19 protein-coding genes and 1 riboswitch are annotated in these 25,418 nt (G+C 47.8%); of the genes, 2 read left to right on the top strand and 17 right to left on the bottom strand.

All coding sequences use genetic code 11. From position 1 onward, the window contains the following. Window positions 1–136: 136 nt before the first annotated feature. Window positions 137–967, bottom strand: a complete 831-nt coding sequence (locus Q0Z70_RS04530; RefSeq protein WP_298072933.1) for a hypothetical protein — start codon at window positions 965–967, stop codon at window positions 137–139. A gap of 115 nt (window positions 968–1,082) precedes the next feature. On the opposite strand from Q0Z70_RS04530, the gene Q0Z70_RS04525 reads away from it, so the two are divergent. Then, on the top strand, window positions 1,083–2,519 hold the full coding sequence (locus tag Q0Z70_RS04525) for an HD domain-containing protein (RefSeq protein WP_298072932.1): 1,437 nt from the start codon (window positions 1,083–1,085) through the stop codon (window positions 2,517–2,519). A 125-nt stretch (window positions 2,520–2,644) separates the two neighbouring features. Here Q0Z70_RS04525 and Q0Z70_RS04520 read toward each other — a convergent pair whose 3' ends face one another. The 11 genes from Q0Z70_RS04520 to Q0Z70_RS04470 form a co-directional block, all read right to left on the bottom strand. Beyond that, window positions 2,645–4,243, bottom strand: coding sequence for a sulfatase (locus Q0Z70_RS04520; protein ID WP_298072931.1), 1,599 nt, complete (start codon window positions 4,241–4,243; stop codon window positions 2,645–2,647). 12 nt (window positions 4,244–4,255) lie between these two features. After that, window positions 4,256–6,205 (bottom strand): family 20 glycosylhydrolase, encoded by a 1,950-nt coding sequence (locus Q0Z70_RS04515; protein WP_298072945.1) that lies wholly within the window; start codon window positions 6,203–6,205, stop codon window positions 4,256–4,258. Window positions 6,206–6,376: 171 nt separating this feature from the next. Continuing rightward, the gene (locus tag Q0Z70_RS04510; RefSeq protein ID WP_298072930.1) at window positions 6,377–7,063 is read right to left on the bottom strand and encodes a zinc metallopeptidase; all 687 of its coding nucleotides are present in this window, start codon (window positions 7,061–7,063) and stop codon (window positions 6,377–6,379) included. A 137-nt stretch (window positions 7,064–7,200) separates the two neighbouring features. Further along, entirely contained in the window at window positions 7,201–8,508 is a 1,308-nt protein-coding gene (locus Q0Z70_RS04505; RefSeq protein WP_298072929.1) for an alpha-L-fucosidase, read from the bottom strand. 108 nt (window positions 8,509–8,616) lie between these two features. After that, window positions 8,617–9,888 (bottom strand): adenylosuccinate synthase, encoded by a 1,272-nt coding sequence (locus Q0Z70_RS04500; protein WP_298072928.1) that lies wholly within the window; start codon window positions 9,886–9,888, stop codon window positions 8,617–8,619. Then, window positions 9,885–10,373, bottom strand: coding sequence for a Fur family transcriptional regulator (locus tag Q0Z70_RS04495; protein ID WP_298072927.1), 489 nt, complete (start codon window positions 10,371–10,373; stop codon window positions 9,885–9,887). The genes Q0Z70_RS04500 and Q0Z70_RS04495 overlap by 4 nt, the downstream gene beginning before the upstream one ends. Before the next feature lie 134 nt (window positions 10,374–10,507). Beyond that, window positions 10,508–12,589, bottom strand: a complete 2,082-nt coding sequence (locus tag Q0Z70_RS04490; protein ID WP_298072926.1) for a TonB-dependent receptor — start codon at window positions 12,587–12,589, stop codon at window positions 10,508–10,510. Between the two features lie 13 nt (window positions 12,590–12,602). Continuing rightward, window positions 12,603–13,676 (bottom strand): glutaminyl-peptide cyclotransferase, encoded by a 1,074-nt coding sequence (locus tag Q0Z70_RS04485; protein ID WP_298072925.1) that lies wholly within the window; start codon window positions 13,674–13,676, stop codon window positions 12,603–12,605. Between the two features lie 87 nt (window positions 13,677–13,763). Then, a complete protein-coding gene (locus Q0Z70_RS04480) occupies window positions 13,764–15,815 on the bottom strand; it encodes a hypothetical protein (RefSeq protein ID WP_298072924.1) in 2,052 nt (683 codons plus the stop codon). A gap of 6 nt (window positions 15,816–15,821) precedes the next feature. Continuing rightward, the gene (locus tag Q0Z70_RS04475; protein WP_298072923.1) at window positions 15,822–17,594 is read right to left on the bottom strand and encodes a PKD-like domain-containing protein; all 1,773 of its coding nucleotides are present in this window, start codon (window positions 17,592–17,594) and stop codon (window positions 15,822–15,824) included. Window positions 17,595–17,601: 7 nt separating this feature from the next. Beyond that, complete coding sequence (locus Q0Z70_RS04470; RefSeq protein WP_298072922.1) at window positions 17,602–18,567, bottom strand: DUF4465 domain-containing protein; 966 nt, start codon at window positions 18,565–18,567, stop codon at window positions 17,602–17,604. 148 nt (window positions 18,568–18,715) lie between these two features. Then, a riboswitch (cobalamin riboswitch) is annotated at window positions 18,716–18,952 on the bottom strand. A 1,251-nt stretch (window positions 18,953–20,203) separates the two neighbouring features. Here Q0Z70_RS04470 and Q0Z70_RS04465 point away from each other — a divergent pair. Continuing rightward, window positions 20,204–20,659 carry an HU family DNA-binding protein gene (locus Q0Z70_RS04465; protein WP_298072921.1) on the top strand — a complete coding sequence of 152 codons (456 nt, stop codon included), beginning with the start codon at window positions 20,204–20,206 and terminating at the stop codon, window positions 20,657–20,659. A 90-nt stretch (window positions 20,660–20,749) separates the two neighbouring features. On the opposite strand, the gene Q0Z70_RS04460 is transcribed toward Q0Z70_RS04465, so the two are convergent. The 5 genes from Q0Z70_RS04460 to Q0Z70_RS04440 all read right to left on the bottom strand — a co-directional run bounded on the left by Q0Z70_RS04460 (window position 20,750) and on the right by Q0Z70_RS04440 (window position 25,334). After that, on the bottom strand, window positions 20,750–21,037 hold the full coding sequence (locus Q0Z70_RS04460) for a DUF6804 family protein (RefSeq protein ID WP_298072920.1): 288 nt from the start codon (window positions 21,035–21,037) through the stop codon (window positions 20,750–20,752). Window positions 21,038–21,391: 354 nt separating this feature from the next. Next, a complete protein-coding gene (locus tag Q0Z70_RS04455) occupies window positions 21,392–21,721 on the bottom strand; it encodes a hypothetical protein (RefSeq protein WP_298072919.1) in 330 nt (109 codons plus the stop codon). Between the two features lie 20 nt (window positions 21,722–21,741). After that, window positions 21,742–22,200 carry a hypothetical protein gene (locus Q0Z70_RS04450; RefSeq protein ID WP_298072918.1) on the bottom strand — a complete coding sequence of 153 codons (459 nt, stop codon included), beginning with the start codon at window positions 22,198–22,200 and terminating at the stop codon, window positions 21,742–21,744. A gap of 362 nt (window positions 22,201–22,562) precedes the next feature. After that, window positions 22,563–23,234 (bottom strand): DNA alkylation repair protein, encoded by a 672-nt coding sequence (locus Q0Z70_RS04445; protein WP_298072917.1) that lies wholly within the window; start codon window positions 23,232–23,234, stop codon window positions 22,563–22,565. A 51-nt stretch (window positions 23,235–23,285) separates the two neighbouring features. Beyond that, on the bottom strand, window positions 23,286–25,334 hold the full coding sequence (locus Q0Z70_RS04440; RefSeq protein ID WP_298072916.1) for a dihydrofolate reductase: 2,049 nt from the start codon (window positions 25,332–25,334) through the stop codon (window positions 23,286–23,288). Between the last annotated feature and the right edge of the window lie 84 nt (window positions 25,335–25,418).

The raw sequence follows: 25,418 nt of genomic DNA, 5'->3' as shown, positions 1-25,418 counted from the left end.
TTACATTCGCTTACTGAACTTTTAAACTCATCGGTCGGTATGGACGGTTCCTCCCCTTTGCGCCCCTACAGCGAAAAAATAATGCGTGACACAGGTTATTTTACACCACCCATTTACACATCTTTTTGGACGGTGTCTATTTCTCTGTTTTCGTTTTCTGTTCTGTCACTTTCTTTTGTATGAATTGTATCTTCTGGTTGGCTTCCTCTATATTTTTCTTGATTTCGGTGATGGAAGAGAGCGTTTTGCCAAGTTCATAGATGTCGGACGCTGCCTGACGGTCGGCTGAAAGCATGTGGGTTGTATAAGAACGTTCACCTGTATAATCAACACGAAGATTTTTGTCTTTGTTGGCTGCAACGAAGGCAATGACACCTCCATCTTCTCCTAATTTATAGTCGGCCTTTTCGATATGTTCTCCTAAGTCGGTGGTTTCGTAACTGTCACGTGAAACGGAAGTTTCCGCAAAGTTTCCATCGGGTGCAATCACCTTTACGGCAGTGTGATGGATGTTATAACTTCCACAATATATGGACGTTAAGCTGACCAAACCTGTTTCGTCTGTTTGAAATCGCAGAAAAGAACGGTGTAAATTCCGTTCAATGACTTGCGCGGGCACTAAGTAATGTCCTATACGTTGATAAGCCATGTCTTTCTCTAAGACAAATTTACCTTTGACGGCTTCGAACTCCTGTTGTTTCACAGCCAACATGCTGTCCAAATATTCCAGTGTCTTTTGCTGTTCTTTCAGCTCGACTTCCTGCATCAGATAAATACCCTGGCGACGGATGTCAAAGGCTTTTGGATAAAGTATTTTGATGCTGTCTATCTGCATCTTCGCTTCGTTGTAGTTGCCGGCCTCAAAGGCGGCCCGTGCTTCAGCCAGCTTTAAAGCAGCTTTCTTTTTCGTATTTTCGCATGCAATCAATGCACTGCAAAGACATGCCAGGATGATAATCTTCTTCATATATATACTCTTTTTTATGGATATTACAATGTGGTTGTCGTTGTCGCGACAAAAATAGAAATAATATCGCTATCTTTGCCGTCGCGAAACCATTAAAATGCAAACGGACTGAATTATGATTGAACTGACAGCTGATGAATTGAAGCAGCGTTTCGATGCCAAGATATTCAAACAAATCTCTGAAACGGCTGATGAACTTGGACTGGAATGTTACGTCGTGGGTGGATATGTGCGCGATATATTCTTGCAACGTCCGTCAAAAGATATTGATGTCGTAGTGGTAGGTAGTGGAATTGCCATGGCGGAAGCATTGGGACGCCGGTTGGGGCGTGGAGCCCATGTATCCGTGTTCAAGAATTTCGGTACAGCCCAATTGAAGTATCGGAGTACGGAGATTGAGTTTGTCGGTGCCCGCAAGGAGTCTTATACACACGATTCACGAAAGCCTATCGTCGAGGACGGCACGTTGGAAGATGACCAAAATCGGCGCGATTTTACAATCAATGCCCTGGCTGTTTGTTTGAACAAGGCGCGTTATGGTGAACTGGTAGATCCTTTCGATGGAATGGACGACCTGAAAGAGCGCACGATTCGTACACCACTTGACCCGGATATTACGTTCAGCGATGACCCGTTGCGTATGATGCGTTGCATCCGTTTCGCCACACAACTTAATTTTTATATTGATGATGAGACATTCGAGTCGCTTTGTCGTAATAAGGAACGCATTGAAATCATTTCCAAAGAGCGTATAGCTGATGAGCTGAATAAAATCATGTTGTCGCCCATTCCTTCAAAAGGTTTTATTGATCTGGATAGAAGCGGACTTCTTGAACTGATTTTTCCTGAATTGGTGGCTTTGCAAGGAATAGAGACTCGCAACGGACGGGCGCATAAGGACAATTTCTATCACACATTAGAAGTGCTCGACAATATCAGCCGTAAGACTGATAATTTATGGCTGCGCTGGGCGGCTTTGTTGCATGACATTGCCAAACCAGCCACGAAAAGATGGGATCCTCGTGCTGGTTGGACCTTCCATAATCATAATTTCATAGGCGAGAAGATGATACCCAACATTTTCCGCAAGATGAAGCTGCCTATGAATGAGAAAATGAAATATGTACAGAAACTTGTAGGGTTACACATGCGACCGATTGTGATAGCCGATGAAGAGGTTACAGACTCTGCTGTCCGCCGATTGCTTTTTGAAGCCGGTGACGATATTGACGATTTGATGACTTTATGTGAGGCAGATATTACATCAAAGAACTCTGAACGCAAGAAGCGTTTCTTGGATAATTTCCAGTTGGTACGTCAAAAATTGAAAGACTTGGAGGAACGCGACCGTATTCGTAACTTTCAGCCTCCTGTCAGTGGCGAGGAGATTATGCATACCTTTGGCCTTCCCCCCTGTCAGCAAGTGGGGGCTTTGAAAAGCGCCATCAAAGATGCCATTCTTGACGGCGTTATTCCTAATGAATACGAAGCTGCCCGTCAGTTTATGTTCCAACGGGCAGAGAAGATGGGGTTAAAAGTGTCTGGGGAGTGAAAAGGCAGGCTATTAACAGATTTTTCAAACTTAGCGTTTCCTCCTTTTAGGACATCTGCCACAAAAGGGCTAACCTTTCTTCTAACAACAAGAAGGAATGACCACGAAGCCGGGACGCTTGATTTTTATTTCTTCTGCGCTTTCTCGGCCTGAAGTTTCTCTTCAATGGGGTCTTGGTACTGGGTCTGAAGCTTCTTCAGCTCGGCACGAAGGCTTTCCGTCACCTGCTCATAGCCCGGCTTACCGTAGAGGTTGTGCATCTCGGTGGGGTCTTCCTGCAGGTCGTAGAGCTCCCATTTGTCGATGTCATTGTAGAAGTGGATGAGCTTGTAACACTCGGTACGCACGCCATAATGGCGCTTTACCATGTGCTCGGCCGGATATTCGTAGAAGTGATAGTATAGCGACTTGCGCCAGTCGGCCGGCTTCTCGCCACGAAGCAGGGGCAATAGGGAGACACCCTGGATGTCGTCTGGAATGGGCGCTCCAACCAAATCAAGGAAAGTGGGTGCATAGTCAATGTTCTGCACCAGTTGCGGAATGTCGCCACGAGTCTGGAAATCCTTGGGCAAACGCATCACGAGCGGCGTGCGCATAGACTCCTCGTACATGAAGCGCTTGTCGAACCAGCCGTGCTCACCCATGTAGAAGCCCTGGTCTGAAGCATAGACTACGAGGGTGTTGTCCAGCAGGCCTTTCTCTTGCAAGTAGTCGAGTACACGGCCCACATTGTCGTCGAGCGACTTCACCACTTTGGCATAGTCACGCATATAACGCTGGTATTTCCACTCGGCCAGGTCACGTCCCTGCGGATTCTTCTTGTAGAACTCCTCGATGATGGGCGCATAGAAGGCATCGTACTGGGCGCGTTCTTCGGGCGTAAGGCGGCCTATAAAGGATTCGTAAGTCCCCTTGAGCGGAGTTTTGAGATCCTTGCGGTACATCTTCGTGTCGTAGATGATGTCCATGTCCTTCCAGATGCTCATCTCCTGCGTGGCAGCGGCCGGACGGCCTTCGTAGTCGTCATAGAAGTTGTCGGGCATGGGAAAGGTCTTGTCCTCGTAAAGGGAAAGATACTTCAGTTCGGGCAGCCAGTTGCGGTGAATGGCCTTATGGTGGATGAAGAGGCAGAATGGCTTATCCTTGTCACGTTGGTTCTCCATCCAGTCGATGCTCTTGTCGGTGATGAGGTTGGTCAGATAGCCCTTCTCGGTGACGGTATCGTTCTGCATGGTGATGAAACGCGGGTTGTAGTAATCACCCTGACCGGGCAGGATTTCCCAGTAGTCGAAGCCGGTGGGCAGGCTTTCGAGGTGCCACTTGCCGACGATGGCCGTCTGATAGCCCGCCTGCTGGAGAAGCTTGGGCATGGTTTGCTGCGAGCCGTCGAACACACAGGTGGTGTTGTCCGTGAAACCGTTGGCATGACTATGCTTGCCCGTAATCATGCAGGCACGGCTGGGGCCGCTCAACGAGTTGGCCACAAAGCTGTTGGTGAAGCGTACACCGTCGGCGGCGATGCGGTCGAGGTTGGGCGTCTCGATGTAACGTTGGTCGTAGCAACTCATCATCTGCGCCGTGTGGTCGTCGGTCATAATGTAGACGATGTTGTAGGGCTTGGCCTCGGCCTTCTTCTGCACGGAGCAGGACGAAAGGAGGGGAAGCACAACTGCCGTGCCCGAAAGCGAGCAAAGCAGGGAAGCGGAGAAATTGATATTCTTCATGCGAATATAGAATTATTGGTTATAAACTTTCAGGTTGGTAATCTTACTCTTGAACGAACCGGTTTCCCGAAGCGGAAAGACAAGAGTGCGGATGTAGTTCATGGAGTCCTTGCCGCCGTTGAAGTAGCGCTTCTGGATGTCCATCGTCTCAACGAGCTTGCCGTTGATGAGGAGCGAAGTGGAGCGATTGTCACCTTTCACCTGCACGTTCAGCTTCTCACCCGGATAGGGACAGAACTGGAAGGTGTTCAGATAGCCGTCGCGCACAAAACCGAAACGACCGCTGACGGGGTCGGCCAGGTAGAAGACAGCATTGTCCGAACGGAACAGTTCGGTGCCGGGAGCTTCGTCGGCCGCCTCAAGGTCGAAGCTGACGGTGTAGCCGTAGCCTATCTCTTCATGGGCCAGGCGGGAGTTTGGACGCACTTCGTCCACTTCATAAACCAAACCTTCGGTACGACCGATACGGCCCAGCTGGTTGACGCCGGGGGCTTCGCTCAGACCCTGACGAAGGCGGTCGAAGTCGGCATAAGGCAGGCCTACCTGTGCATCCCATGTCTTGGCGGCCAGCGTCTGCAAAGCGGGAAAAAGGCGGTGATGGATGTCCTTGACGGAAATGCCATTGCCCACATGGTCGTTCCACACGGCAAACATACCGCCCAGAATGGCAGGGTCTTTCTCCTCGAAGACAGCCTTGGCCACATGGGCTGGTGTCCACTTTTCATAAAGGTATTGGGTATTCAGGTAGTCGTAGTAGTAGCCGGCGGCAGGCACGATGTAGACCAGTCCGTCGGGAATGCTGATAAGTTTGTAACCCTGGCGCACCATCTCCTTGGGATCGGCATACCCGTTGTACCAGGCACTCATAATGACATTCTCCGACTTGACGGGCGTCTCGCCGGCGGCATGGGTCAGGGCGCCCCACACACAGGCCTGCTTGCCGTAACTCTCCACCAAGCGGATATAATAATCCGTAAAGGCACGGAACTTCTCGACTACATCCTTCTTCTTGTTGGAATACTCGTCAGTACCGATATGGACGCGCGGGCCACGAAACACAGGCTCTTCGCCCTCCAAGTATTCCTTGAAAAGTCCGTCCATGAACTCGTAAGTCTCAGGGTTGAACAGGTCGAGGTGATCCATGCCATACTCCTTGCTGCCTATCTCAGGCTTGTAATGGGTGAAGGCCAGCGTATGGGCAGGCGCATCAATTTCGGGAATGATTTCGACAAAGCTCGAAGCGGCCTCCTCCTGGAAGTCGATGAACTCACGCTTGGTGTAATAGCCGTCGCGGGCGGTGAGACCGGGATAGGTGTCGCATTCCAGACGGAAGGCAGCATAGGTGTGATCCCAGTCGTGGCCGAAGAACTGCTTGAAGCCGTTATCGTTGAGATGCACCTGCAAGGTATTCATCTTATAATAGGCCATCATCTTCACCAGGTCGCGCATATAGGACATAGGGATAAACTTACGCCCGCAATCCATCATAAAGCCGCGCAGAGCATAGTCGGGCCAGTCGCACAACCAGCCTTTCGGCAGGTGGTGATCTTCGCTCTGCTCACTGATCTGAAGCAGGGTGCGTGTCGCCCAGTAGGCACCGACGGTCTCAGGAGCAGAGACAGTGACATAGCGGTCCACACGGATGGTATAGCCCTCGCGACCCAGTTTCTTGTCTTTCTTCAACGTAAAATAAATATCGCCTTCGGAGGGCTTGCCCTGAACAACTTCAGGACTGACACCGAACATCTGCCCATAGTCGGCGGCAAAGGCTTCGGACACTGAACACAAGGCTTCCTGAGCATAAACAACACGCATATCAGCTGAAGGGTTGAAAACTCCTTCACTCCCCTTCCACTCTTTCAGTTCGGGGACAACAAAAGGTTTCTCATTCTGGGCATACAAACCCATCTGTACAAACAATGAAACTACAATGAGGCACAAAGCCTTCGAAACAAAACGGATTTTAATCATATAGAAATCTGTTAACGTTAACAATATCAGTGGCCAAAGGTAGTTATTTTCCGCCAAACAACCATCATCTTTATAAAAAAATAGGGCCGACATCTCTCCTTCCCGTAAAAAGGAAGAAAGACATCGGCCGCAACCATTCTAAAAGCTATCGACGAGGCAGCATTACTCGCGGCGGCCCATAAAAATCATGATGTAATAAATAAGCGTAGCCAGCGACCCCAAAGCAGCCACTACATAGGTATAGGCGGCGGAGCGGAGGGCGTCTTCAGCCTTGTCATGATTATACGCATTCGTAATGCCGCTCGCACTGAGCCATACCAATGCACGCTTGCTGGCATTGATTTCCACAGGCAAGGTGACAAAGCTGAACAATGTGGTCGTCGCAAAGAGGATGATGCCTGCCAGCAACAATTCAGGAAAGACGTTCAGCAACAAAATACCCGCCAACAGTATCCACGTCATAATGTTCGAGGCAAACGAAACAACCGGCACCAGCTTGCTACGCAAGGTGAGCGGCGCATAGGCACGGGCGTGTTGCAAAGCGTGTCCGCACTCGTGGGCGGCTACCGCAGCAGCCATGATACTATTGCTGGAGTAGACGCTCTCGCTCAGGTTGACGGTCTTGTCGGCAGGATTGTAGTGGTCGGTCAGATGGCCGCGCGTACAAGTGACCTGCACATCATAAATTCCGTTGTCATTGAGCATCTTACGAGCCACGTCGGCACCTGTCATGCCGTTGCCTGTAGGGATTCGCGAGTATTTCTTAAACTTGCTTTGCAGGTTCATCTGCACCAACCAGCTCACAACGGCTACGCCGATAAATATAATCCATTGCATTCCTATTACCATAACTTATTCTCTATTTTAATCATTTGACAATATGCGTTTTTCTATCAAGAACAAATAGTTTGCCAAAGATAAGCGATGGCATGCAAGTAACCTTAGGAATTAACACAGATTATAAATTTTCCATCGTTTTCGTTCCGTCAATCAAGTTGTAATTCTACGACCTTATCCACTTCCGTAGGGATTTCGTCAAGCTGAAGGACAATGCCACCCTCCACCCGTTTGAACTTCATGGCCTGACGGCTTGCAAAATCCACTGCACGCTTCACCTTTCGATCTTCCAAAGGCAAGAAGAGTGCCTTATCCTGCAAATCAAGGATGTGGACAAACAAACGATCATCCTTTTGCGTAGTCACACCCCAGGAATGAGGAGCCACACAACCACCGCGCGTGCCATAGATCGTTTCGCCATAAGTCTTCATCCACTCCCCCATCTCCTTCAGACGCTCTACGGCTACCTGGGGCAAACATCCGTCGGGCTGAGGGCCGATGTTCATCAGCAGATTGGCATCCTTGCCGGCAGCCTTCACCAGATAATGGATCAAGGTTTCGGTCGACTTATAGTTCTGGTCGGTAATCTTGTAGCCCCACATGCCGTTCATCGTTTCGCACGTCTCCAATGGCAGGCTGCTGATGTCCTGACCCGAAAAGCCGGCCTTGTTTTCGCCCGGCAGGTCGCGTTCGAAGATTTGAATATCCTCGCCTTCGAAAGGCACCTGGTGATGGTTGTTGCCCACGAGACAGGCGGGTTGAAGCTTATGTATCAGTTCATACTGACCGGGCAGCTGCCAGTCGAAATCAGGGTTCTGGTCCTGATCCCACCAGCCGTCGAACCAGATGGCACCGATCGGCCCGTAGTTGGTAAGCAGCTCTGTCAGCTGGTTGTTCATGAATTGATAGTAGCTCGGCCAGTCGCCTTTGACGTCAGGGCGGCCCGTTCCCCTACCCGTGCGTCCCCAAGGATAGTCTTCACGATACCAGTCAGCGTGCGAATAATAAAGATGCAGACGGATACCCTGCTTGTGGCATTCGTCGGCCAGTTCCTTCAAGATGTCGCGTTTGAAGGGTGTGGCGTCCGCCACGTTGTAGTCGGAGTATTTCGTATCGAACATGGAGAAGCCTTCGTGGTGGCGGCTGGTGAAGCAGATGTACTTGGCACCCGATGCCTTGATGGCGGCCACCCACTCTGCAGCATTGAATTTCGAGGGATAGAAACCGCCTGCCAGTTTGGCATACTCTTTATAATTCAAATTGTTGTTGGTCATTGTCCATTCGCCCGTAGCCAGCATGGCATACAGGCCCCAATGGAGGAAAATGCCGAAACGGGCATCACGAAAATCCTGGCGGGATTTCAGGTTCTCTTCCGTAGGCGTATAACTTTGGGCCCGGACGGGAAGTGACAAACAGGCTCCTACTGACAGGGCTAATGCTAAAAGATGTGTCTTCATGAAGAAAAGGATGTTTTAAGTGAATGAAAAGTATGTTTTAAGGAACAATAAACGCAGACTCCCTGAAGCGGACAACAGGAAAGCCTGCGTTTGTCTGTCGCATCCGAATTATTCTTCGGTATATCGTTCGATGGTCTGTTCGCGGTCGGGGCCTACGGACACAATCTTGACGGGCACACCCAACTGCTCTTCGAGGAAGGACAGGTAGGCATTGAATTCTTCGGGAAACTCGTCCTCGCTCTGCATCTGGGTCATGTCGGTCTGCCAGCCGGGCAGTTCTGCATAGACAGGCTCCACACTCTCCGTGATGTCGAAGGGGAAGTAGTCGATTTCCTCGCCGTCCACCTTGTAGGCCACACAAGCCTTGATGGTTTCAAACGTGTCGAGCACGTCACTCTTCATCATAATGAGCTTCGTCACGCCGTCCACCATGATAGCGTATTTCAACGCCACGAGGTCGATCCATCCGCAACGGCGGCGACGGCCGGTAACGGAACCAAACTCGTGTCCGAGGGTACAAATCTTGTCACCCGTCTCATCGGAAAGCTCGGTGGGGAAAGGGCCTGCGCCTACACGTGTACAATAAGCCTTGAAGATGCCGTACACGTCGCCTATCTTGCAGGGAGCCACACCCAAACCCGTGCAAGCACCCGCACAGATGGTGTTGGACGAAGTAACGAAAGGATAGGAGCCAAAGTCGATGTCGAGCATCGTGCCCTGTGCACCCTCGCAAAGGACGGACTTGCCTTCGTTCAGGAGGTTGTTGATTTCGTGCTCGCTATCCACCAGCCGGAATTGCTTCAGGTATTCGATGCTTTCGAACCAGGTCTTTTCGGCCTCAGCCAGGTCGTATTCAAAGTTCAGGCTCTTGAGTATCTGCTCGTGACGGGCCTTGGCGGCAGCATACTTCCGGTCGAAGTCGTGCAACAGGTCGCCCACGCGGAGACCGTTGCGGCTCACCTTGTCGGTATAGGTAGGGCCGATGCCCTTGCCCGTCGTGCCCACTTTGGCATCGCCTTTGGCAGCCTCGTAAGCAGCATCGAGCAGGCGGTGGGTCGGCATGATGAGATGGGCCTTCTTCGAGATGTGAAGGCGCTGCTTCAGGTCGTGACCTGAGGCTTCGAGCGCTTCGGCCTCAGCCTTGAAGAGAGCGGGGTCGAGCACCACGCCGTTACCGATGATATTCACCTTGTTGCCCTGGAATATTCCCGAAGGGATCGAGCGGAGTACATATTTCTGGCCTTCAAACTCCAGCGTATGGCCGGCATTCGGTCCGCCTTGAAAACGGGCCACCACGTCGTAGCGCGGCGTCAGTACGTCGACAACCTTGCCTTTGCCTTCGTCGCCCCATTGTAATCCTAACAGTACGTCTACTTTCATTTTTCTTTCTTATGAATGTTATTTTTCAGATTTTTCTTGTTGGCCCGCTCGCACTTGCCGCACAATCCGTAGATATAGAGGGAATAGTGTGTCAGGTTGAAGCGGCGGAGCTTGGTGTGCTCGATGGCGTGCTGGAGGTCTTCGTTCTGAAACTCCGTCACCTTGCCACACTGAGTACAGATTTGATGGTGGTGCGTGTCGCGATTGTAGCTTTTCTCGTATTGCGACGAATTGCCGAACAGATGCTTGATGACCAGCCGTGCGTTGATAAGCAGGATGATGGTATTGTAGAGAGTGGCCCTGCTGACGCGGAACTTCTCGTGGTCGGCCATAACCGAGTAAAGCGTGTCGATGTCGAAATGGCCGTCGATAGAGTAAATGGTATCGAGTATGGCGTAGCGTTCGGGAGTCTTCCGGTGCCCGTGCGCATTGAGATATTCGGTGAATATCTGCCTGACTGTATCTTTCACATTCTGAACTTCCATATCGGTAGCAGTAACTTACGGCTTACAAAGTTAGTCCTTTTTTGCGGAAAGCAAGAGATTAGGGAATATTTTTCTTTTGAAACGACAGAGAAAAAGAAAGATTCCCCCCCCAAAAAAAATCCCCGGTCGCACCATCAGTCCGTTTTTCCGCGCTTATTCTTTCCCCAATGGGGCGTGATACCGATAAAGAACTCAAAATTGATGCCGGGCATGGGACGCGAGAGCACCGAGAGATAGTCCTCGTTGAACAGGTTGTTCACGGCAAGTTTTAACTGAATGTCCAACGGCCGAAACGAGAGCCCCTTTTCAAGTGAAATGTTGCTCATGAAATATTGCGGCAGGTGTCCTGTAAGTGTGTAGTCGTTGCTCGACATAGTGAAACGCTCCGAATAGTAAGCCCACTTGTAAAGGAATACCCATGTACGCCACGACAGCCGTCCGGTCAGCGAAGCGGAATGTTTCGGGACATAGGGTAACTGCTTGCCCACCGACTGGTCGGCGGGCGACATCCTTTCGCCCTCGTTGACGGAGGGCGTCCACGAATAGGAGCCGTTCAAATCGACAAGCCACTCCTTTGCCGGTTGTACAGCAAGGTTCGCCTTGACTTCGACGCCGTAGGCATGTACTTTCTTTATATTGCGCGGTGAGAAGAATCCTTTGGTTGTAGGCAGCCAGATGATCCAGTCGTCGACGTAGGAATCGAACCAACTCGCACTACCGTCCAACTTATAGACATTTTTCTCGCCGACCTCGAAACTGATGCCTGCATCGTAGGTAAATCCGTGTTCACTTTTCAAGTCTGGATTGCCACCCGGCAGGAAATAGAGGTCGTTCAACGTAGGGAAGCGGTAGTTGCGCGATACGGAGGCTTTCGCCACAATGTTTCCCTTTTTCGACAATATGCCGTCGATGAAAAACGCGGGGATGAGCGGCACCCATTGATCTCCGTACATCTCCTCGCGCAACACCACCGACATACCTATACGGTCTGTGGGCTGCCATTTTGCCGAAAAAGAGCCGGACAGTTCCACACGCCCCTTGTCGTAGCCCACGATAGCCTTGTCGCCGTCCTGAAGGATAATATTCTTGTCTTCGGAACGCACCAGATGTTGGTGTGCCGATACGTTGGCGGTCAGGAACCACTGCTCCGACGGAGAGTATTCTCCTTCCGCCTGTCCGTAAAATGTATTGACCTTGCTGCGCGAGCGCGTCATCGACGCCCAGTTGTCGGGAGCTACCTCCCGTTTGTAGTCGTAAGCCATCCACGTGTGGATGTAGCCGCCTTTCACACCGGCTTTCCAGTTGTTTCGAAAATGGTTCCACGACAGCACGCTGCGAAAAGTCTGTTCACGCTGGCGATTCTCGAAATCGGCTGCATCGCCGTAATCGGTGGTGAGCATAGGCAGTTCCCGGTTGGAATGGATGTACCATGCGTTCAATCCTACCTTGTCGCCTTTGCGCGTATCGTAGTACACTTCCTGCAACAGGTGCAGATCCTTGAACGAACCGGAGCGGTTTCGCTCCACAGGATGATACTGTCCGACGATGTTTTTGTCGTCGTCGTAGATGTTGATTTTCTTGTCGTGATTAGTGTATTTGTAATCGTTGGGCGACGAAGAATAAACGGCGCGGGTGGAGAGATGCCAATGGTCGCTGCCATAGGTAAAGCGTGCGAATTCGTCGAATGTCTTGAACGAACCGATGCCCTGCACGTATTGGGCGTTGAAGCCCTCGCCGACCTGTGGTGTCGTGCCGAGTTTGACAAGACCGCCGATGCCGCCGCCCGTCTCGTTTACGGATGAGGCACCGTGCAGCAGCGATGCCTGGTCGATGAAGTAGGACGGTATGGTGGAAAAGTCGGTCATGCCGAGCATGGGGTTGTTGATGCGCATACCGTTCCATGTCACCTGCGTGTGCGAGGGCGACGTGCCGCGAAAGGCAACCGTCGAAAGAGTGGCACGTCCGTAGCTCTTGACGAACACCGACGAATTGAACGTCAGGATGTCCGCCATCGAGAGGGCGATGTTCTCCTTCAGGGCGATGGAATCGAAGGTGGTTTTCTGCACTCCGATATCCTTCATCGGGCGATGTCCGATGACCGTAACTTCGGGTATGCTCAGATGCCAGGCCGACCGCTTCCTGTTTTCCGTCTGCTGCGCAAAGAGCGCGACGGGGAGGCATGCTGCCAAAGCGAATAACAGATATAGTCTTTTCATATTGCCTCCTTTCTTATTTCCAGCAGAACGCGCCGGGGATGATGCCGACATAAAATTCATCAATCAGTTTGCCATCGGGTGAGTAGCGGTAGACCTTGCCCTGCTGTTGGTAGTCGATAGCGTCCGCAACATATACCTCGCCGTTCGCAGGATTTACGGTCAGCCCGTAATACTTGGTGTCGCGGTATTCGAGGAACGGACGTACCGGGACACGGTTTGCCGTCACGTCCATGCTCCAGACGTCGTTGTTTATCCAGTAGAGTCTGTCACGCTCGCCGTTGAGTTGTACCTCCGAAGGCCAGTCGCCTTTCTTGAACTTGAACTGTTTCTCCACCTTGAATGTCGCCGCGTCGATGCAATAGAGCGACGGGGCTTCGTAACCGTATGGCGAGCCTTCATAACCGCCGTCGGTCACAGTCCACATCTTATCATACTTATCCATTACGAGTGAAGTCGGCTGGATGCCCACTTTCAGTTCATCAACAACTTGGTCGGTCTCGGTGTCAATTTTGATAATGCGGTTCTGGTAGCTCCAGCAGTTGCAGTAGACGTACTTGCCGTATTGGACCATCTGTTCGGTCGAGCCGCTCTCCATTGTCATATCCGGCACCTGAATGTAACCGGTTATTTCGTATTTCTTCGGATTGACGATGAAAATGCGGTTGTCCCAAAGTTGCGTGACGTAGGCCTTCTCGTCGCTTAGGAAATGGATATAGCGCGGCGAGGTAAGGTTCTCTATGCGTCCCACTTCCTTGAACGTATTGAGGTCGATGGCGAAGATGACGTGCGAGTTGTTCACCACCACCCAACCTTTGTTATCGTGTATGCACATCGACTGCGCCACGTCGCCGAGCTTCATGCCGTTGGCGCGGAAAAACACTTCGTTTTGCACCTGTCTGGTCACGGGGTCGTAGTAGCTGAGGGTGGCGTTGCCGTACTGGAAATTACCTTCGTTGGTGATGAACAACCCGGCGCCGGAGGCATTGAATTCCTCCATAGCCTCGCCGTAGTCCCATTCCATGCAGGAAGACAGAAACAGTGACACAACAACGCTCCACAGCAGGTATTTCAGTTTGTGACGGGTCATATCGTTATTATTATGGTGAATCCCCGGTATGTGTACCTTACGGCACCCATACCGAGGGTTGGCAGAAAATTTATTGTTTCGTTATACCTATTCGGCAGGCGTATACCGACCTTCCTTCATGTCTTGGAAGGTAGGGTTGTAGCCGCACTTTGTTACAATCCATTGAGATGCTTCCGTAAGAATGTTGTTCTCGAAAAGATATTTGAAAGTACTAAAGTCGTTTAACCCTTCTTGCCGGGAAATAGACACCTTATTAACTTGGGTTAATTTAGGTAGAGTTATGTCTTTGATAACGTTATTACTCTCATAGTCCAAATTTGATTCTATTATTAAATTGTTACTGATTATCTCTATGTTGGGATAACCGATACTTTTAGCAAGAAGATTTTTTGTTCGTCCCGTTTGTATGTCCAATGATCCATAAACCGATTTCAAATTGGGACAAACGATGTTTGCAAAACTTATATTAAATATATGAGTATCTGAGCTATTAGTGCCTATTTCCTTCAATTGAGGAAACTCAATAACCTCAGATATCTTTTCTGTACTTATATTGCACAATCCCTTAACATGCTTTAGCCTACTAAATGAAAATCGCCCGACATTTTTATTATCAGACTTTGCAAGGCTGAAATTGCCATTGATTTCACATAAATTAGAGAAATCGACCAATTGAATTTCTTTTGTAGAACCCGTATTTAAAGCTAATATCAAATCACCTTCAATTTTTTCAAACGGCATTACGAAATTTCTCACATAAAAATAGTCTTTTGCTTCAAAATCACCATTAATTGTTTTAATGCCATTAATTACAAACTCTGGAAGAGTACACTGAGAAGGTAATAGATGAATACTTCCATTAAACACGTCAGTACCGACTATATTCTTTAATTCACTGCATTTAATCGTTAAAGAATATCCGTTAAAATCTATTCTTGAAATATCCAAGTCTTCAATTAATAAATTCGACAATGTAACATTCCCTTTAATTTCGGTTAAAGAAGATATGTTCAATTTATTGACATTGGAAGCATCTATATTCATTTCACCGCAAGAAACCATACTCGGCAATTCAATTTGTGAAAGGGATTTGCACGCAGCTATGTTTAATCCTCCGATAGAACGCAATTCAGTGGCGGCAAAACTACCTAAAGTGGGTAATTCATTTAAACTTATTGTTCCTGAAACATCAGCCAACCGAGGCAAATATAATCCTTGTATTTCAGGGAAATAGCGCACATCCAAATCTCCACCGATTTTAGAAAGAGAGGCAAAAACAATGGCTTCAGTAGATGCAGTGCCTTTTTGAATAGTAGAACCTCTAAGAATCAGGGATGCTCCCACATTCGACAAGGTTCCGGCATCAATATCGAGAAGAGCATCGGATATAATGATGGTTCCTTCTTCTATTGTTTGTAATTTAGGCATCGAGACAGATTCCACCACCTGGCTATTGACTATAAAATCGCCTATAATTTTAGTAAGAGCCGGCAGCTTGATAGAAGTCAGCGTAGTGTTTTTACTCACAGAATTAGGAGTGCCAAGTTTGAATGCTCCAATTGTTGTAAGATTTTCCAATCCAGCCAAATCCTGTCCTTTATATGACGGATTTATGATAAGCGAATTACTTATCGACACCAAGTCTTTCAATCCATCCAGATTCGTAATGTCTTCTCCGTTTTCTGTTCCGATAGTGAGACTGCCATTAATCCGATTAATCCCTTTGGCTGGGAATTTATCGACTTGTTCTTGTGTGGCAAGCACAACACTATTACTTTCAAAAATATCACCATAGTCATACGTATAGTGATAAACACGACTTGCTCCTGATTGGGATGTGACGATAAATTTCCATTCGTTGTTCCAATCAGTGATTGTGGCAGGATTGGGATTTATCGTAGAACCTTCGCAAAAAGAAACCTGTGCTGTTGCTCCATCAAGATTTACATTATACGGAACATGAACGGTAATCTTTTCACCGGTTATGTCTGCTTGATAAGAAATTCCGTCAACAGTAAGTTCAAAAGATGTAATGAAATTATCCGCACCTTCAAATTCTAACCCATTATCATCGTCATTGCAACTTACCAGGCAGAATACCGTCAATATAGATATGATAAGATGATTTATTTTGTCCATTTGAATTTATTGTTTATTGTTTTCATCGCAAAATTTAAAAACTTCTGTGGAATTCTCCCCGAGCCAGCCTGCGGTTACATTCACGCCTGTTTGAACTTTTACAAAGTCAATATGGGTTAGATTTACTGCATTCCCGTTTATATCGACCGCATCTGAAATCTTAAAATAATTAGCTAATGCCGTCGCCGAAGGATTGTTTTTATTCGGCATGTCATCTCCGATATTATCGGCATATCCCCATCCGAACGGATTACTGCTCCACATTCCTGTTTCGGAAGAGCGTTCGGTTCGATGTTTCAAGCAGGTGCCATAAAGAGTATATGAATCAGTGTCAATCCATAACGGATAATAGAATTCTTGAGGATGATAATCAGCAAGCCTACTTATTTTGCCTTTATTTCCGTAATTATCCTGCCATTGAGTATCCATATTAGGACCGGGACGGAAATAGGTCACTACGTAGTCCTGAATGGTTTCGGGCTTCCCGTATTCCGATCCTTTCAATTCGTACCACTCATCGTTGGGTAAGCCGTCCCCATTGACATCCTGCATGACCCAGACGATACCCGGTTCATTCGATGAATCGAAAGCATTCCCCTTAATCGAGAAATCGTAGTTGCCTTTATTCTCGATGCTGTGGTCGAAGCCGACTACGATATATCCGCCCCAACCGCCGAGAGAAACATATTTTTCATTATCGAGGCGTTTTTGGGCATAAGCACAGGCAGCCTCATGCGTGTTTTCACCGTTGAAACCCGCTGTATTCGTTTCGTTCACGAATTGTCCGGGAGCAGGAACAAATTCATATACCTTATTGCTGTAGATGGAGTTTCCGGCAGCAAACGTTCTTTTATCGGCTGCTTCACAACATTTTACCGGAATATCGACGCTGACTTCATCTACGCCAGATACCGAAATATTCCGGGTAAGAACGGCTGCCTTTGTATCTTGACTATTGTATTTCACCGTAAAAGTAAGTGTGTATTCTCCGGTTTGAGTCGGTTTGAATCCGTATATCAGCGCATCAGCTCCGTCGATTTTCTGTCCGTCCAAACTCCACTGGTAGGAAGGTTCGGCATTTACCGACACGTAGGGACGAATAAACAGTGTACGACCCAATTCTACATATTTCGTGTTATCTTCGGCAAAGTACAAAGATGACGGAATGTCTATTACAATCGGAAGTTTATCAACCACCTCGATTGTGATTGTCTTTTCCGTTTTGCCGTCTTCATTCGTAACGGTCAGAGTCAGTTCATAAGTTCCCAATTCATCCTGCTTGAATGTATAGGTGTTTCCTGTGCCGACCTCTTTCCCGTCAAGAGTCCACAAGCATGTAGCTCCTTCAGCATTTTGAATGTCGGGGGTAAGGATGTATTCACGTCCCGCAACAACTTTGAGTCCCGTCGTAGGTGTTACCAGTGAAATGACGGGAGGTGCGAGTTCATTGACATCTACGCGAATCTCTTCTTCCGCACTGGCGTCTTTCGTATCCACCCGCAGAGTAACGTAATACGATCCGCATTCGTCGAAAGTGTATCTTAGTTGCGGTTCATCGGAAATAATGCGGCCGTTGCATTTCCATGAATAAACGGCGTAATCGACATTTTGATAGGTCGGCTCGATAACGACCTCTTTTCCTATCTTTACCACGTAAATACCGTCCTCGCTGTCTAACTCAATGACAGGGGAAACGGTCACGTCTTGCGATATTTCCTCGTCCTTGTTGCAAGAAAATAAAAATACCGCTATGGAGAATAAAAGCAAATACTTCTTCATGTTGATGTTAGTTTACAGTTACATCCAGATTATCTATAGCAACATAGGTCGGCGTATTCAGTCCGTAATCACCAGTGTCAGATCCCTCGAAATTAATCACTACCTTAGATACATCTGTTCCTAAGTTCGTTAAATCGACCTTGTTCCATCCCATACGAATAGCATTTTCCAAATCCGTATTTTGATTGGACGCATAATTGGCAAGATAATAATCAACAGAACCTGTCTGCTTATTGGCATCATCAAATCCAATAAAAACAACTTTAAACCACCCATTTTGCTCTTCTAGTGATTTTCCGTCGGTTGTGAATGAATTGCCATTCTTCATAACCAAGTAGGTGTAAGTCGTATTACATACATATACGCTGTTAAATATACCTTTTTTTGCTTCTCCTTCAACCGGTTCGTCTTCTTCTACGACCCTATATCCAGTCTCATTTGTAAGATATATTTTGGCGCATTTGCTGTAGGTCTTGTTCGGATCATTATAGGAATCACTATATCCAAATGCTACCGCAAAATTAGAACCATTGATACCGCCCTTCTCATCATAAACGCTGCATTGATTCTGATAATCACCTTGTGTCATGTTATGGAAGTTAGAGATAGCAAAACCACCATTCCAAAATTCATATTCCCAAGGCTGTCCGGTTACCCATTCCTGTTTCAAATAGTTAATCGGGAACTGAATGTACGTACCGGATTCACCTATTTGAGTCAGGTAGCCGGTCGTTACTTGTTTCCCACCTGCGGTTGCCGAATAGAGGTTAGCTCCATACCGATCGGAAGCCATCACGTCAGCCGGTGCGTTATCAAAATTGATAATCGCATTGGTAGAATTCGTTGCGCGGGTTTGAATCGCACTCTCTTCATACGGAGACAGGAAATCATCGTCGGATGAACATCCCGTGAACACTGCGGAGGCAACTGCTACAGCTGCCATAGCTCCAAAGTGGCATAAATACTTTTTCATACTCGTGTTGTTTTTATCTGATATTAAAAAAATAAATATTCCCGATAACGCTCAGTGAAGCGGTAACGGGAACAGATAGAATCATAGTCGTAAAAAACAACTTACGAGGTAAGAAGTCAGACAACCTAAGCCCATAGTCCCGCAGGCGGTATCACTTGGCGAAAATGGCAGGTCTTCTGACTTATCCCGGTTCAATCGCGCCTTCCCAGTCTTCAGGAGACCAGTGGCAGGTTGCGAAAAACCTTGTTCGATAACGAATGTGCGTCGTCACAGAACGGGAATTACAGCAGCGGGTACTGTCGAGGAATCACACCTCATTCCCTTTTGATGCTCCTTCATGCCGCCACTTTTGGACGGCAGAGCAACCATTTCGGCTGCAAAGGTAGCAAAAGTTTTATAGTTCCAACCTGAAACATCGAATTATTTATGCCTTGACGAAAATCTTTTTCCTAACAGGTTGATTTTATGGATATTGCCGATTACATCTCTGACGAAACACCGACAGCACGAGAGAGGGGCCACATAGGCGTTGCTGCGATTCGGCAGTTTTGGGGACAGATGTATAAACGAGGTTAAGGGGGGGGCAAAGCAAGTGATAATAGGAATATTTTTCTTTTGAAACGACAGAGAAAAAGAAGAGATAAAACAATTCCCGAAACAGGACTGTACAGACAAAGTAAGCCAGATTAGTATTCCTAAGTAGTAAGACTATCATCTTAAGTAAGGTCTGTTCTATCTGTAAGTAATCACTTAGTATAGTCACTTACTTTAGAATAGTACTGATATACTTACTGAATATACTTACTTATGACTGCTTACTTTAGCATCACTACTTAAGTGCTTACTTACTACTCTACTACTCACTACTACTTCACTACTCAATAAGTAGTAACGAAGAATATCGAAGAAGGTTGGCTTTTTTTGTAATATTTTTACGATTTTGCTTTACAAAACAGGTCTTTAGAGGGGAGACCCCCTTAGCAAGAAAAACGAAATCGGGGATTTTCGAAATCTGCGTAAAAACGCCTATATGGCACACACCTCCCCTTTTCGATGGCTTGATGCCTTCCGAAATACCTCTCCTGTCAAATTTTTTTTGTCAAAAAAATTCTAAATTACAGCCCCTTTGAAGATAGTTTTTCCGCTGTTCCCAGTCCAGAACACCGAATGCCTTATAGTTCAAACTCACATGAGTAGGCAAGTCCACCCGCGCATGTTAAGAGCTGAATTTTAACTATTTAATCGTAGAGCAAGCAACACTTCCCTGGGCACTCCCTACTCTCACTGAAGTACTTCAACGAGGTTTTACATTTGCTCCATTGTTTTTGTTGCAAATGTAGGAGGAAAAGCTATTAAAATCTTTTAATTAAACATAAACTTAGTTAAAAACAAGCCAACCAACACCGATTTTATGCGTTATAGCATACAGAGAGGACAGAAGACGCGATGAAACGGAACGACAGGATGTAAAAATAATTCGCAAATCCACCTCTCTACCCTATCCCATGATACGCATATAACCCAAAATCGGCGTCACATGCCCATTTGTCCATAACGACATCCCCCGACAGACACCGCCAAATGGGCCATCAGACAAACATTGTTCCAAATTTCCCAAACATAAAAAACATTTACAATGGCATTCTACAAAAAATTCTATAACGAAAAAACCAAAGTCTATTATCCCAGAGCTGTCACCGTAGGCAGCGCAGTCAGCACCGACCAGATAGCCGAAGCGCTGTCGAACCGGAGTACCGTCACCAAAACCGACGTGAAAGCCGTATTGGCAGAAATGGCCGACGTCATGTCGCAATACATGGCGCAAGGCAAAAGCGTCAAACTGGACGGGCTGGGGTCGTTCCGCTTAGGTCTGAACACCAAAGGCGTGAGCAACGAAGAAGACTTCAACTTTCAGTCGCAGCTGCAACACGTGAAGGTGAACTTCACTCCCGAAACCACCTACCCCACCTCTCCCGGCGCAGCCACACGCAACATGGTGAGTAAAGGCATCGAATGGATTGAATACGACAAGATAAAGTCCGACCCTTCGTCAGAAGAGAGTGACGACGGAGATGGCGGAAGCCCGCTGTAATACCTCCCCCCGATTTCCTGAAAACACAAACAGGCTGACAAAACGCTGCATGCGGGTTTATCAGCTTGTTTGTTTCATATTCTCTGAGCATCAGGTGCGCTTCTTCCGCCAAAACAGATAAAGCAGGAAAACGGCACAGAGCACGTCTACAAGGTTCCAGACCTCGCGTCCCAACGGAATTTTCACCAACGGCTGAAACAACAGTGTCAATCCAAGCGTCACCACGTACAGTTTTTTCTGTTTTTGGTGGTAATATTCATAAGCCATCATTCCAAACGCAATGGCAGACACAAATCGTATCAAGACATAGTAGCCATACGGCATAGGCAGCAGACACACCAATAATGCTATTGCCAAGACAGGATAATATCGTTTCATATCATAACACAGTAATTTCTCACCTTCATCTCCGTTTCCCTATAAACATGAAAAGCAGCGAGTCAAGAAACACAATCCACCACCAAACATTATAGGCTGTCGTATAATTATTGGCTTTACAAAGCACATCATCCGAGAAAAAAGACCTTATCCAATTCGGGATACAAAACAATCCATGCCACATCCCAGAATACCAAGTATAGGTTTTCTCTGGATCAATATCACACAACCAAGCAGCAAGAAGACAAGTAAGCACTATAGGAATAGCAAGTCCCAGCACCCAACCTAGAATTACTAACAAAAGTTTTCCCATCACTAACTAACTTTAATTTCACATTTAAACATTCTAATCTCTCACCGACCATCCGAACTACATCGTTTTTTATTATTTGCTTTTCTAAAACCTTGATACACCCAAATTGCAACCAAGTATGATATAAATTCCACAATAAAATAAAATAAGAACACAACGATGGGATTATCATTCCATCCTATTGTTACTCCTGTTACGATTGATGATGATACAATCCATAACACAAGTAACAATCTTTTGTAGCCTTCGGATAATGGGAACCAATAACTATCTGTCTGCTTTTTGCCGGAACCTGCCGGATTTTTCTTTTCCCCTTTTTTATCGTCCACCCGACATTCTTTATTCTCATGTTTACATTCTTCGCTTTCCATGACCAAACAAAATTAAAGGATTACCCTCTTATGAAAGCTAAAACAAAAACAAGAACATTAATGATAATTCCTGCAATCATCCAGCTCTTTTGTGCTTTCTCAAATGCTTCCACCGACTTCCATTCCTTATGGTTCCAAGCTATTTTATTCCCTTTTCTACCTAAATTAATCCCTATGACAAGAACGAAAACAAAATATGCCAATACAATATGTGGTATATTATTAAAATCATTATAAAAGAAACGCATCAAAAATAGCAGAATTCCCAACCATATTTTCCCATTGAAGAGGCACCAAATCCACCCTATTAAGAAGGCTCCCCAGTTGAAAGAATTGAACTTAGCGGGAAATGTTTTCTCATCAAAAGAAATATTAAAGGTCTTTTCGCAATGCTTACACTTCATTACGGCATCTGTTTCACTCAGACACTTGTCTACCAACAATTTTCTCCCACATTCAGGACATAACGCATTTTCCATCACAATGCACATTTTATTATCTTTCCAGCCCCCAAAAAGATATGTTTATAAAGCACGAAGCGTGGAACTGTATGCACCACGTCTTAAAATGCAGGCCCTGAGAAAACCTTTGTGAACAGATGTAGGAATAACAGCCCCACGCGTATGCGCGGAGACCATTACGACCCTTTCTTGTTCACTTTTTTGAAGTTTCTCAGGCTTCGCATTTACAAGAAGAAGGACATAACGCCTCTTAAATTCTAATATATTCGTACAGAGTCTCTACTCTTGCACGGCAAAAATATAAAAAAAGAACTGCACTCCAAAGGTCAGACAAAAAAACTTTTGGGCGCAGTCCTTTCTTTTTTGAACAGGTATTCTTTTCAGTCCGTCAATCCCTCCACTTCATCCCTGACCAGACCATATAGGAGCTGTTCCGGTTCACGGGAAGAATTCTTCATCTCCTCCACACGGCGGCAAACCCTGAAGGCATGGTTTTCGCTGTGTTGCATGAAGCGTCGGAGAGCGGCCGTCACGGCATTGCGTACATGATAGCCTCCCGACAGAAAGGCGCAAACCGCCTGGTCGAGGAACTCATTGGCCACCCGGTCTTCCATGTCGCCCTTCTTCTGAAGCAGGCGGGCAATGGTAAGGAAGCCGCATACCTGCGCCAGCTCGCGCTCGTCGGCTATCCAGCGAAAGGACTTGGCAGGCGCATAAGGCAGGTATTGGAAAAGGTTCATCGACGTAAGTTCGGCTATCTCGACCGTGTGCATGGTGTCTACCCAGATGTCGGCAATCTCCGGCAAGAAGGTATCGACAGGCTGGAGCAGGCCGGCCAGTATCTTGCACTCGCGGATGTCTTCCTTCCACAAGGCTTGGGCCAGGGCATGGTCTTTCTCATAGGCGGCGGCAATGCTCTTGATGCGGGGCAGTTCGACGCCGAAGTTCAGTTTGTAGACAAGCCCCTTCTCGCGCATGCTCTGCGACACGGCACCGTTCATCGAGAGGCGGAGCCGTGTCTTAATATCTTTCAGCTGTTCGTGTAAGTCCATAATTCAAACGCAGACAAAGCCCGAAGACAGAGGTATAGCGTGCGCCGGGCCTTATTCGTTGACGTAAGGCAAGGCTGCATAATCCTTGCTATAGCGGAGCATCTGCTCGGCGTAGCCTTCGTCGTAGGTCACCTTCACGTCGGTGATGTTTCCGTCGGCATCGGTCACGGCCTCGTACTTCGGATTGACAAAGCCCTTGTAGGGAGCCAGGTTCAGTTTCTTATAGCGTTCGAGCACTTCGGCATGCAGTTCGGGATCCACCTTCACGGCATAGTTTTCCACCAACCGGCGGGCCCCTTCAAAGTCGCCCGTCGACTTGATGCGCTGGATTTCGGCCAGCAGTTCGCCGAAGAGGGTACGCACTTTGGCATAGTCGTTCACCACCACATAGGTCTTGCCATCCTTCTTCTTCAGTTCGACCACCTTGTCGGCCGCTCCCTTCTCGCATACCCAACGGGCAATGAGAGCACGGTTGCGCATGTGGGCTTCCTCAATCTGGTTGCCCGGTTCGATACGCACCAGCTGGGTCATCAGGCCGTTCATCAGGTAGGTATAGAACTGGGATTTGTAGGCATCGGCATTGGGCAGGAGTCCCAATTCAACCAATTTGGGGTCGGCCACGTAATAGAGACCGAAGAGGTCGGCGCGGGCTTCTTCGATGGTAGAGCCATAAGCCTTCAGCGCATCGGGGTCAACGCCCGGAAGCAACTTGCCCGAACCGTGACCGAGACACTCATGGAGGTCGGTGTGAAGCTCGTCGGTCAGGTCGGCATACTTGTTGATATTGTCCAGTTCGGCCTGACTGTAAACAAACTCTTCGTTAAATCCGTTGCCATGCGCGGCCTTGTTGTAAGCATCGGTAATGTTGCCGATGGTCACCGACTTGGAGCCGTGCAGGCTGCGTATCCAGTTGGCATTGGGCAGGTTGATGCCGATGGCCGTAGAGGGATAGAGGTCACCCGCCAGAATGGCGGCAGTGATAACTTTGGCCGAAACGCCCTTCACTTCTTCTTTCTTGAATTGCTTGTCTACGGGCGAATGGTCTTCGAACCACTGGGCATTGGCGCTGATGATTTCTGTGCGGCGGGTAGCTTCGAGATCCTTGAAGTTGACGAGCGACTCCCAGCTGGCCTTCATACCCAGCGGGTCGCCATAGCTCTCGGTAAAGCCGTTCACGAAGTCCACACGCGAGTTCAGGTCTTTCACCCACAAGATGGCATAGTCGTCGAAGGCCTTCAGGTCGCCCGTCTCGTAGTATTCCACCAGTTTGGCAATGACAGCCTTCTGTTCGGGTGTCTCGGCTACGCCTTCTGCCTTCTTCAACCAGTAGACAATCTTTTCGAGTGCCTGCCCATAAAGCCCGCCTACTTTCCAAACCTTTTCCTGAACACGGCCGTTTTCCTTCACCAAACGGCTGTTTAGTCCATAGGAAACGGGCGTTTCGTCCTTGGGATCCTTCCGTGCGTTGTAGAAGTCTTCGGCCTCCTTCTGCGTCACGCCCTCATAGTAGTTGCAGGCAGAAGTAAGCACCAAGTCTTCGCCATCGGCCTGATTGACACGCTTGGGCATCACGGCAGGGTCGAAGATGACGGGGAAAATCTCGTCGCAGAATTGCTCCGGCGTCTGACCTTCGGCCAAAGGGAGTTGGGAAGCATCGACATCGGCCAAGGCCTGCCTGAAGAATTCGGGAGTGAAGCCCGGCACGAACTTCTCGCATCCGTAGTGATGGTGGATGCCGTTGGAGAACCATACACGTTTGAGATAAACCTCCAGCGCCTTGAAGTCGGCTGAGTGCTTGTCGCCCTTGTAACCTGTATAAACGGCCTCCAGTGCCTTGCGGATGCGAAGATTGTACTTGCCATTCTGATCAAAGAGAATATCCCGACCTTGCAAAGCGGCTTCTGTCAGATAATAAACCAATTGTTTTTGCCGGAGTGAGAGTTCTTCAAATCCAGGCACGCGATAGCGTAAAATCTGTAAATCTGCAAATTGTTCCACGTTATAATCAAATTTTTCTGCCTCAGCAGTCGTTTGGGGAGCGCCTCCGCATGCTGTCAGCATTGACAAGGCGGCTGCCATCGAAAAAAAACACTTCTTCATATCTAATCAGCTTATTGAGATTACAAATAAAAAAGGAAGTATTCGGGGAAGAGGGAAATCCCCAAATATTTCCTTTTAATCTAT

It is taken from the genome of uncultured Bacteroides sp. (assembly GCF_947632445.1).
In the GTDB taxonomy this organism is placed as follows: domain Bacteria; phylum Bacteroidota; class Bacteroidia; order Bacteroidales; family Bacteroidaceae; genus Bacteroides.
The sequence above is the reverse complement of the archived record's forward strand: the minus strand, read 5'-3'. Positions and strand labels throughout refer to the sequence as shown.

Bases quoted from the DNA above. Each gene is read 5' to 3' on its own strand.
- Q0Z70_RS04530 (WP_298072933.1), bottom strand. From the start codon at position 967: ATGAAGAAGATTATCATCCTGGCATGTCTTTGCAGTGCATTGATTGCA.
- Q0Z70_RS04525 (WP_298072932.1), top strand. From the start codon at position 1,083: ATGATTGAACTGACAGCTGATGAATTGAAGCAGCGTTTCGATGCCAAG.
- Q0Z70_RS04520 (WP_298072931.1), bottom strand. From the start codon at position 4,243: ATGAAGAATATCAATTTCTCCGCTTCCCTGCTTTGCTCGCTTTCGGGC.
- Q0Z70_RS04510 (WP_298072930.1), bottom strand. From the start codon at position 7,063: ATGGTAATAGGAATGCAATGGATTATATTTATCGGCGTAGCCGTTGTG.
- Q0Z70_RS04505 (WP_298072929.1), bottom strand. From the start codon at position 8,508: ATGAAGACACATCTTTTAGCATTAGCCCTGTCAGTAGGAGCCTGTTTG.
- Q0Z70_RS04500 (WP_298072928.1), bottom strand. From the start codon at position 9,888: ATGAAAGTAGACGTACTGTTAGGATTACAATGGGGCGACGAAGGCAAA.
- Q0Z70_RS04495 (WP_298072927.1), bottom strand. From the start codon at position 10,373: ATGGAAGTTCAGAATGTGAAAGATACAGTCAGGCAGATATTCACCGAA.
- Q0Z70_RS04490 (WP_298072926.1), bottom strand. From the start codon at position 12,589: ATGAAAAGACTATATCTGTTATTCGCTTTGGCAGCATGCCTCCCCGTC.
- Q0Z70_RS04485 (WP_298072925.1), bottom strand. From the start codon at position 13,676: ATGACCCGTCACAAACTGAAATACCTGCTGTGGAGCGTTGTTGTGTCA.
- Q0Z70_RS04480 (WP_298072924.1), bottom strand. From the start codon at position 15,815: ATGGACAAAATAAATCATCTTATCATATCTATATTGACGGTATTCTGC.
- Q0Z70_RS04475 (WP_298072923.1), bottom strand. From the start codon at position 17,594: ATGAAGAAGTATTTGCTTTTATTCTCCATAGCGGTATTTTTATTTTCT.
- Q0Z70_RS04470 (WP_298072922.1), bottom strand. From the start codon at position 18,567: ATGAAAAAGTATTTATGCCACTTTGGAGCTATGGCAGCTGTAGCAGTT.
- Q0Z70_RS04465 (WP_298072921.1), top strand. From the start codon at position 20,204: ATGGCATTCTACAAAAAATTCTATAACGAAAAAACCAAAGTCTATTAT.
- Q0Z70_RS04460 (WP_298072920.1), bottom strand. From the start codon at position 21,037: ATGAAACGATATTATCCTGTCTTGGCAATAGCATTATTGGTGTGTCTG.
- Q0Z70_RS04455 (WP_298072919.1), bottom strand. From the start codon at position 21,721: ATGGAAAGCGAAGAATGTAAACATGAGAATAAAGAATGTCGGGTGGAC.
- Q0Z70_RS04450 (WP_298072918.1), bottom strand. From the start codon at position 22,200: ATGGAAAATGCGTTATGTCCTGAATGTGGGAGAAAATTGTTGGTAGAC.
- Q0Z70_RS04445 (WP_298072917.1), bottom strand. From the start codon at position 23,234: ATGGACTTACACGAACAGCTGAAAGATATTAAGACACGGCTCCGCCTC.
- Q0Z70_RS04440 (WP_298072916.1), bottom strand. From the start codon at position 25,334: ATGAAGAAGTGTTTTTTTTCGATGGCAGCCGCCTTGTCAATGCTGACA.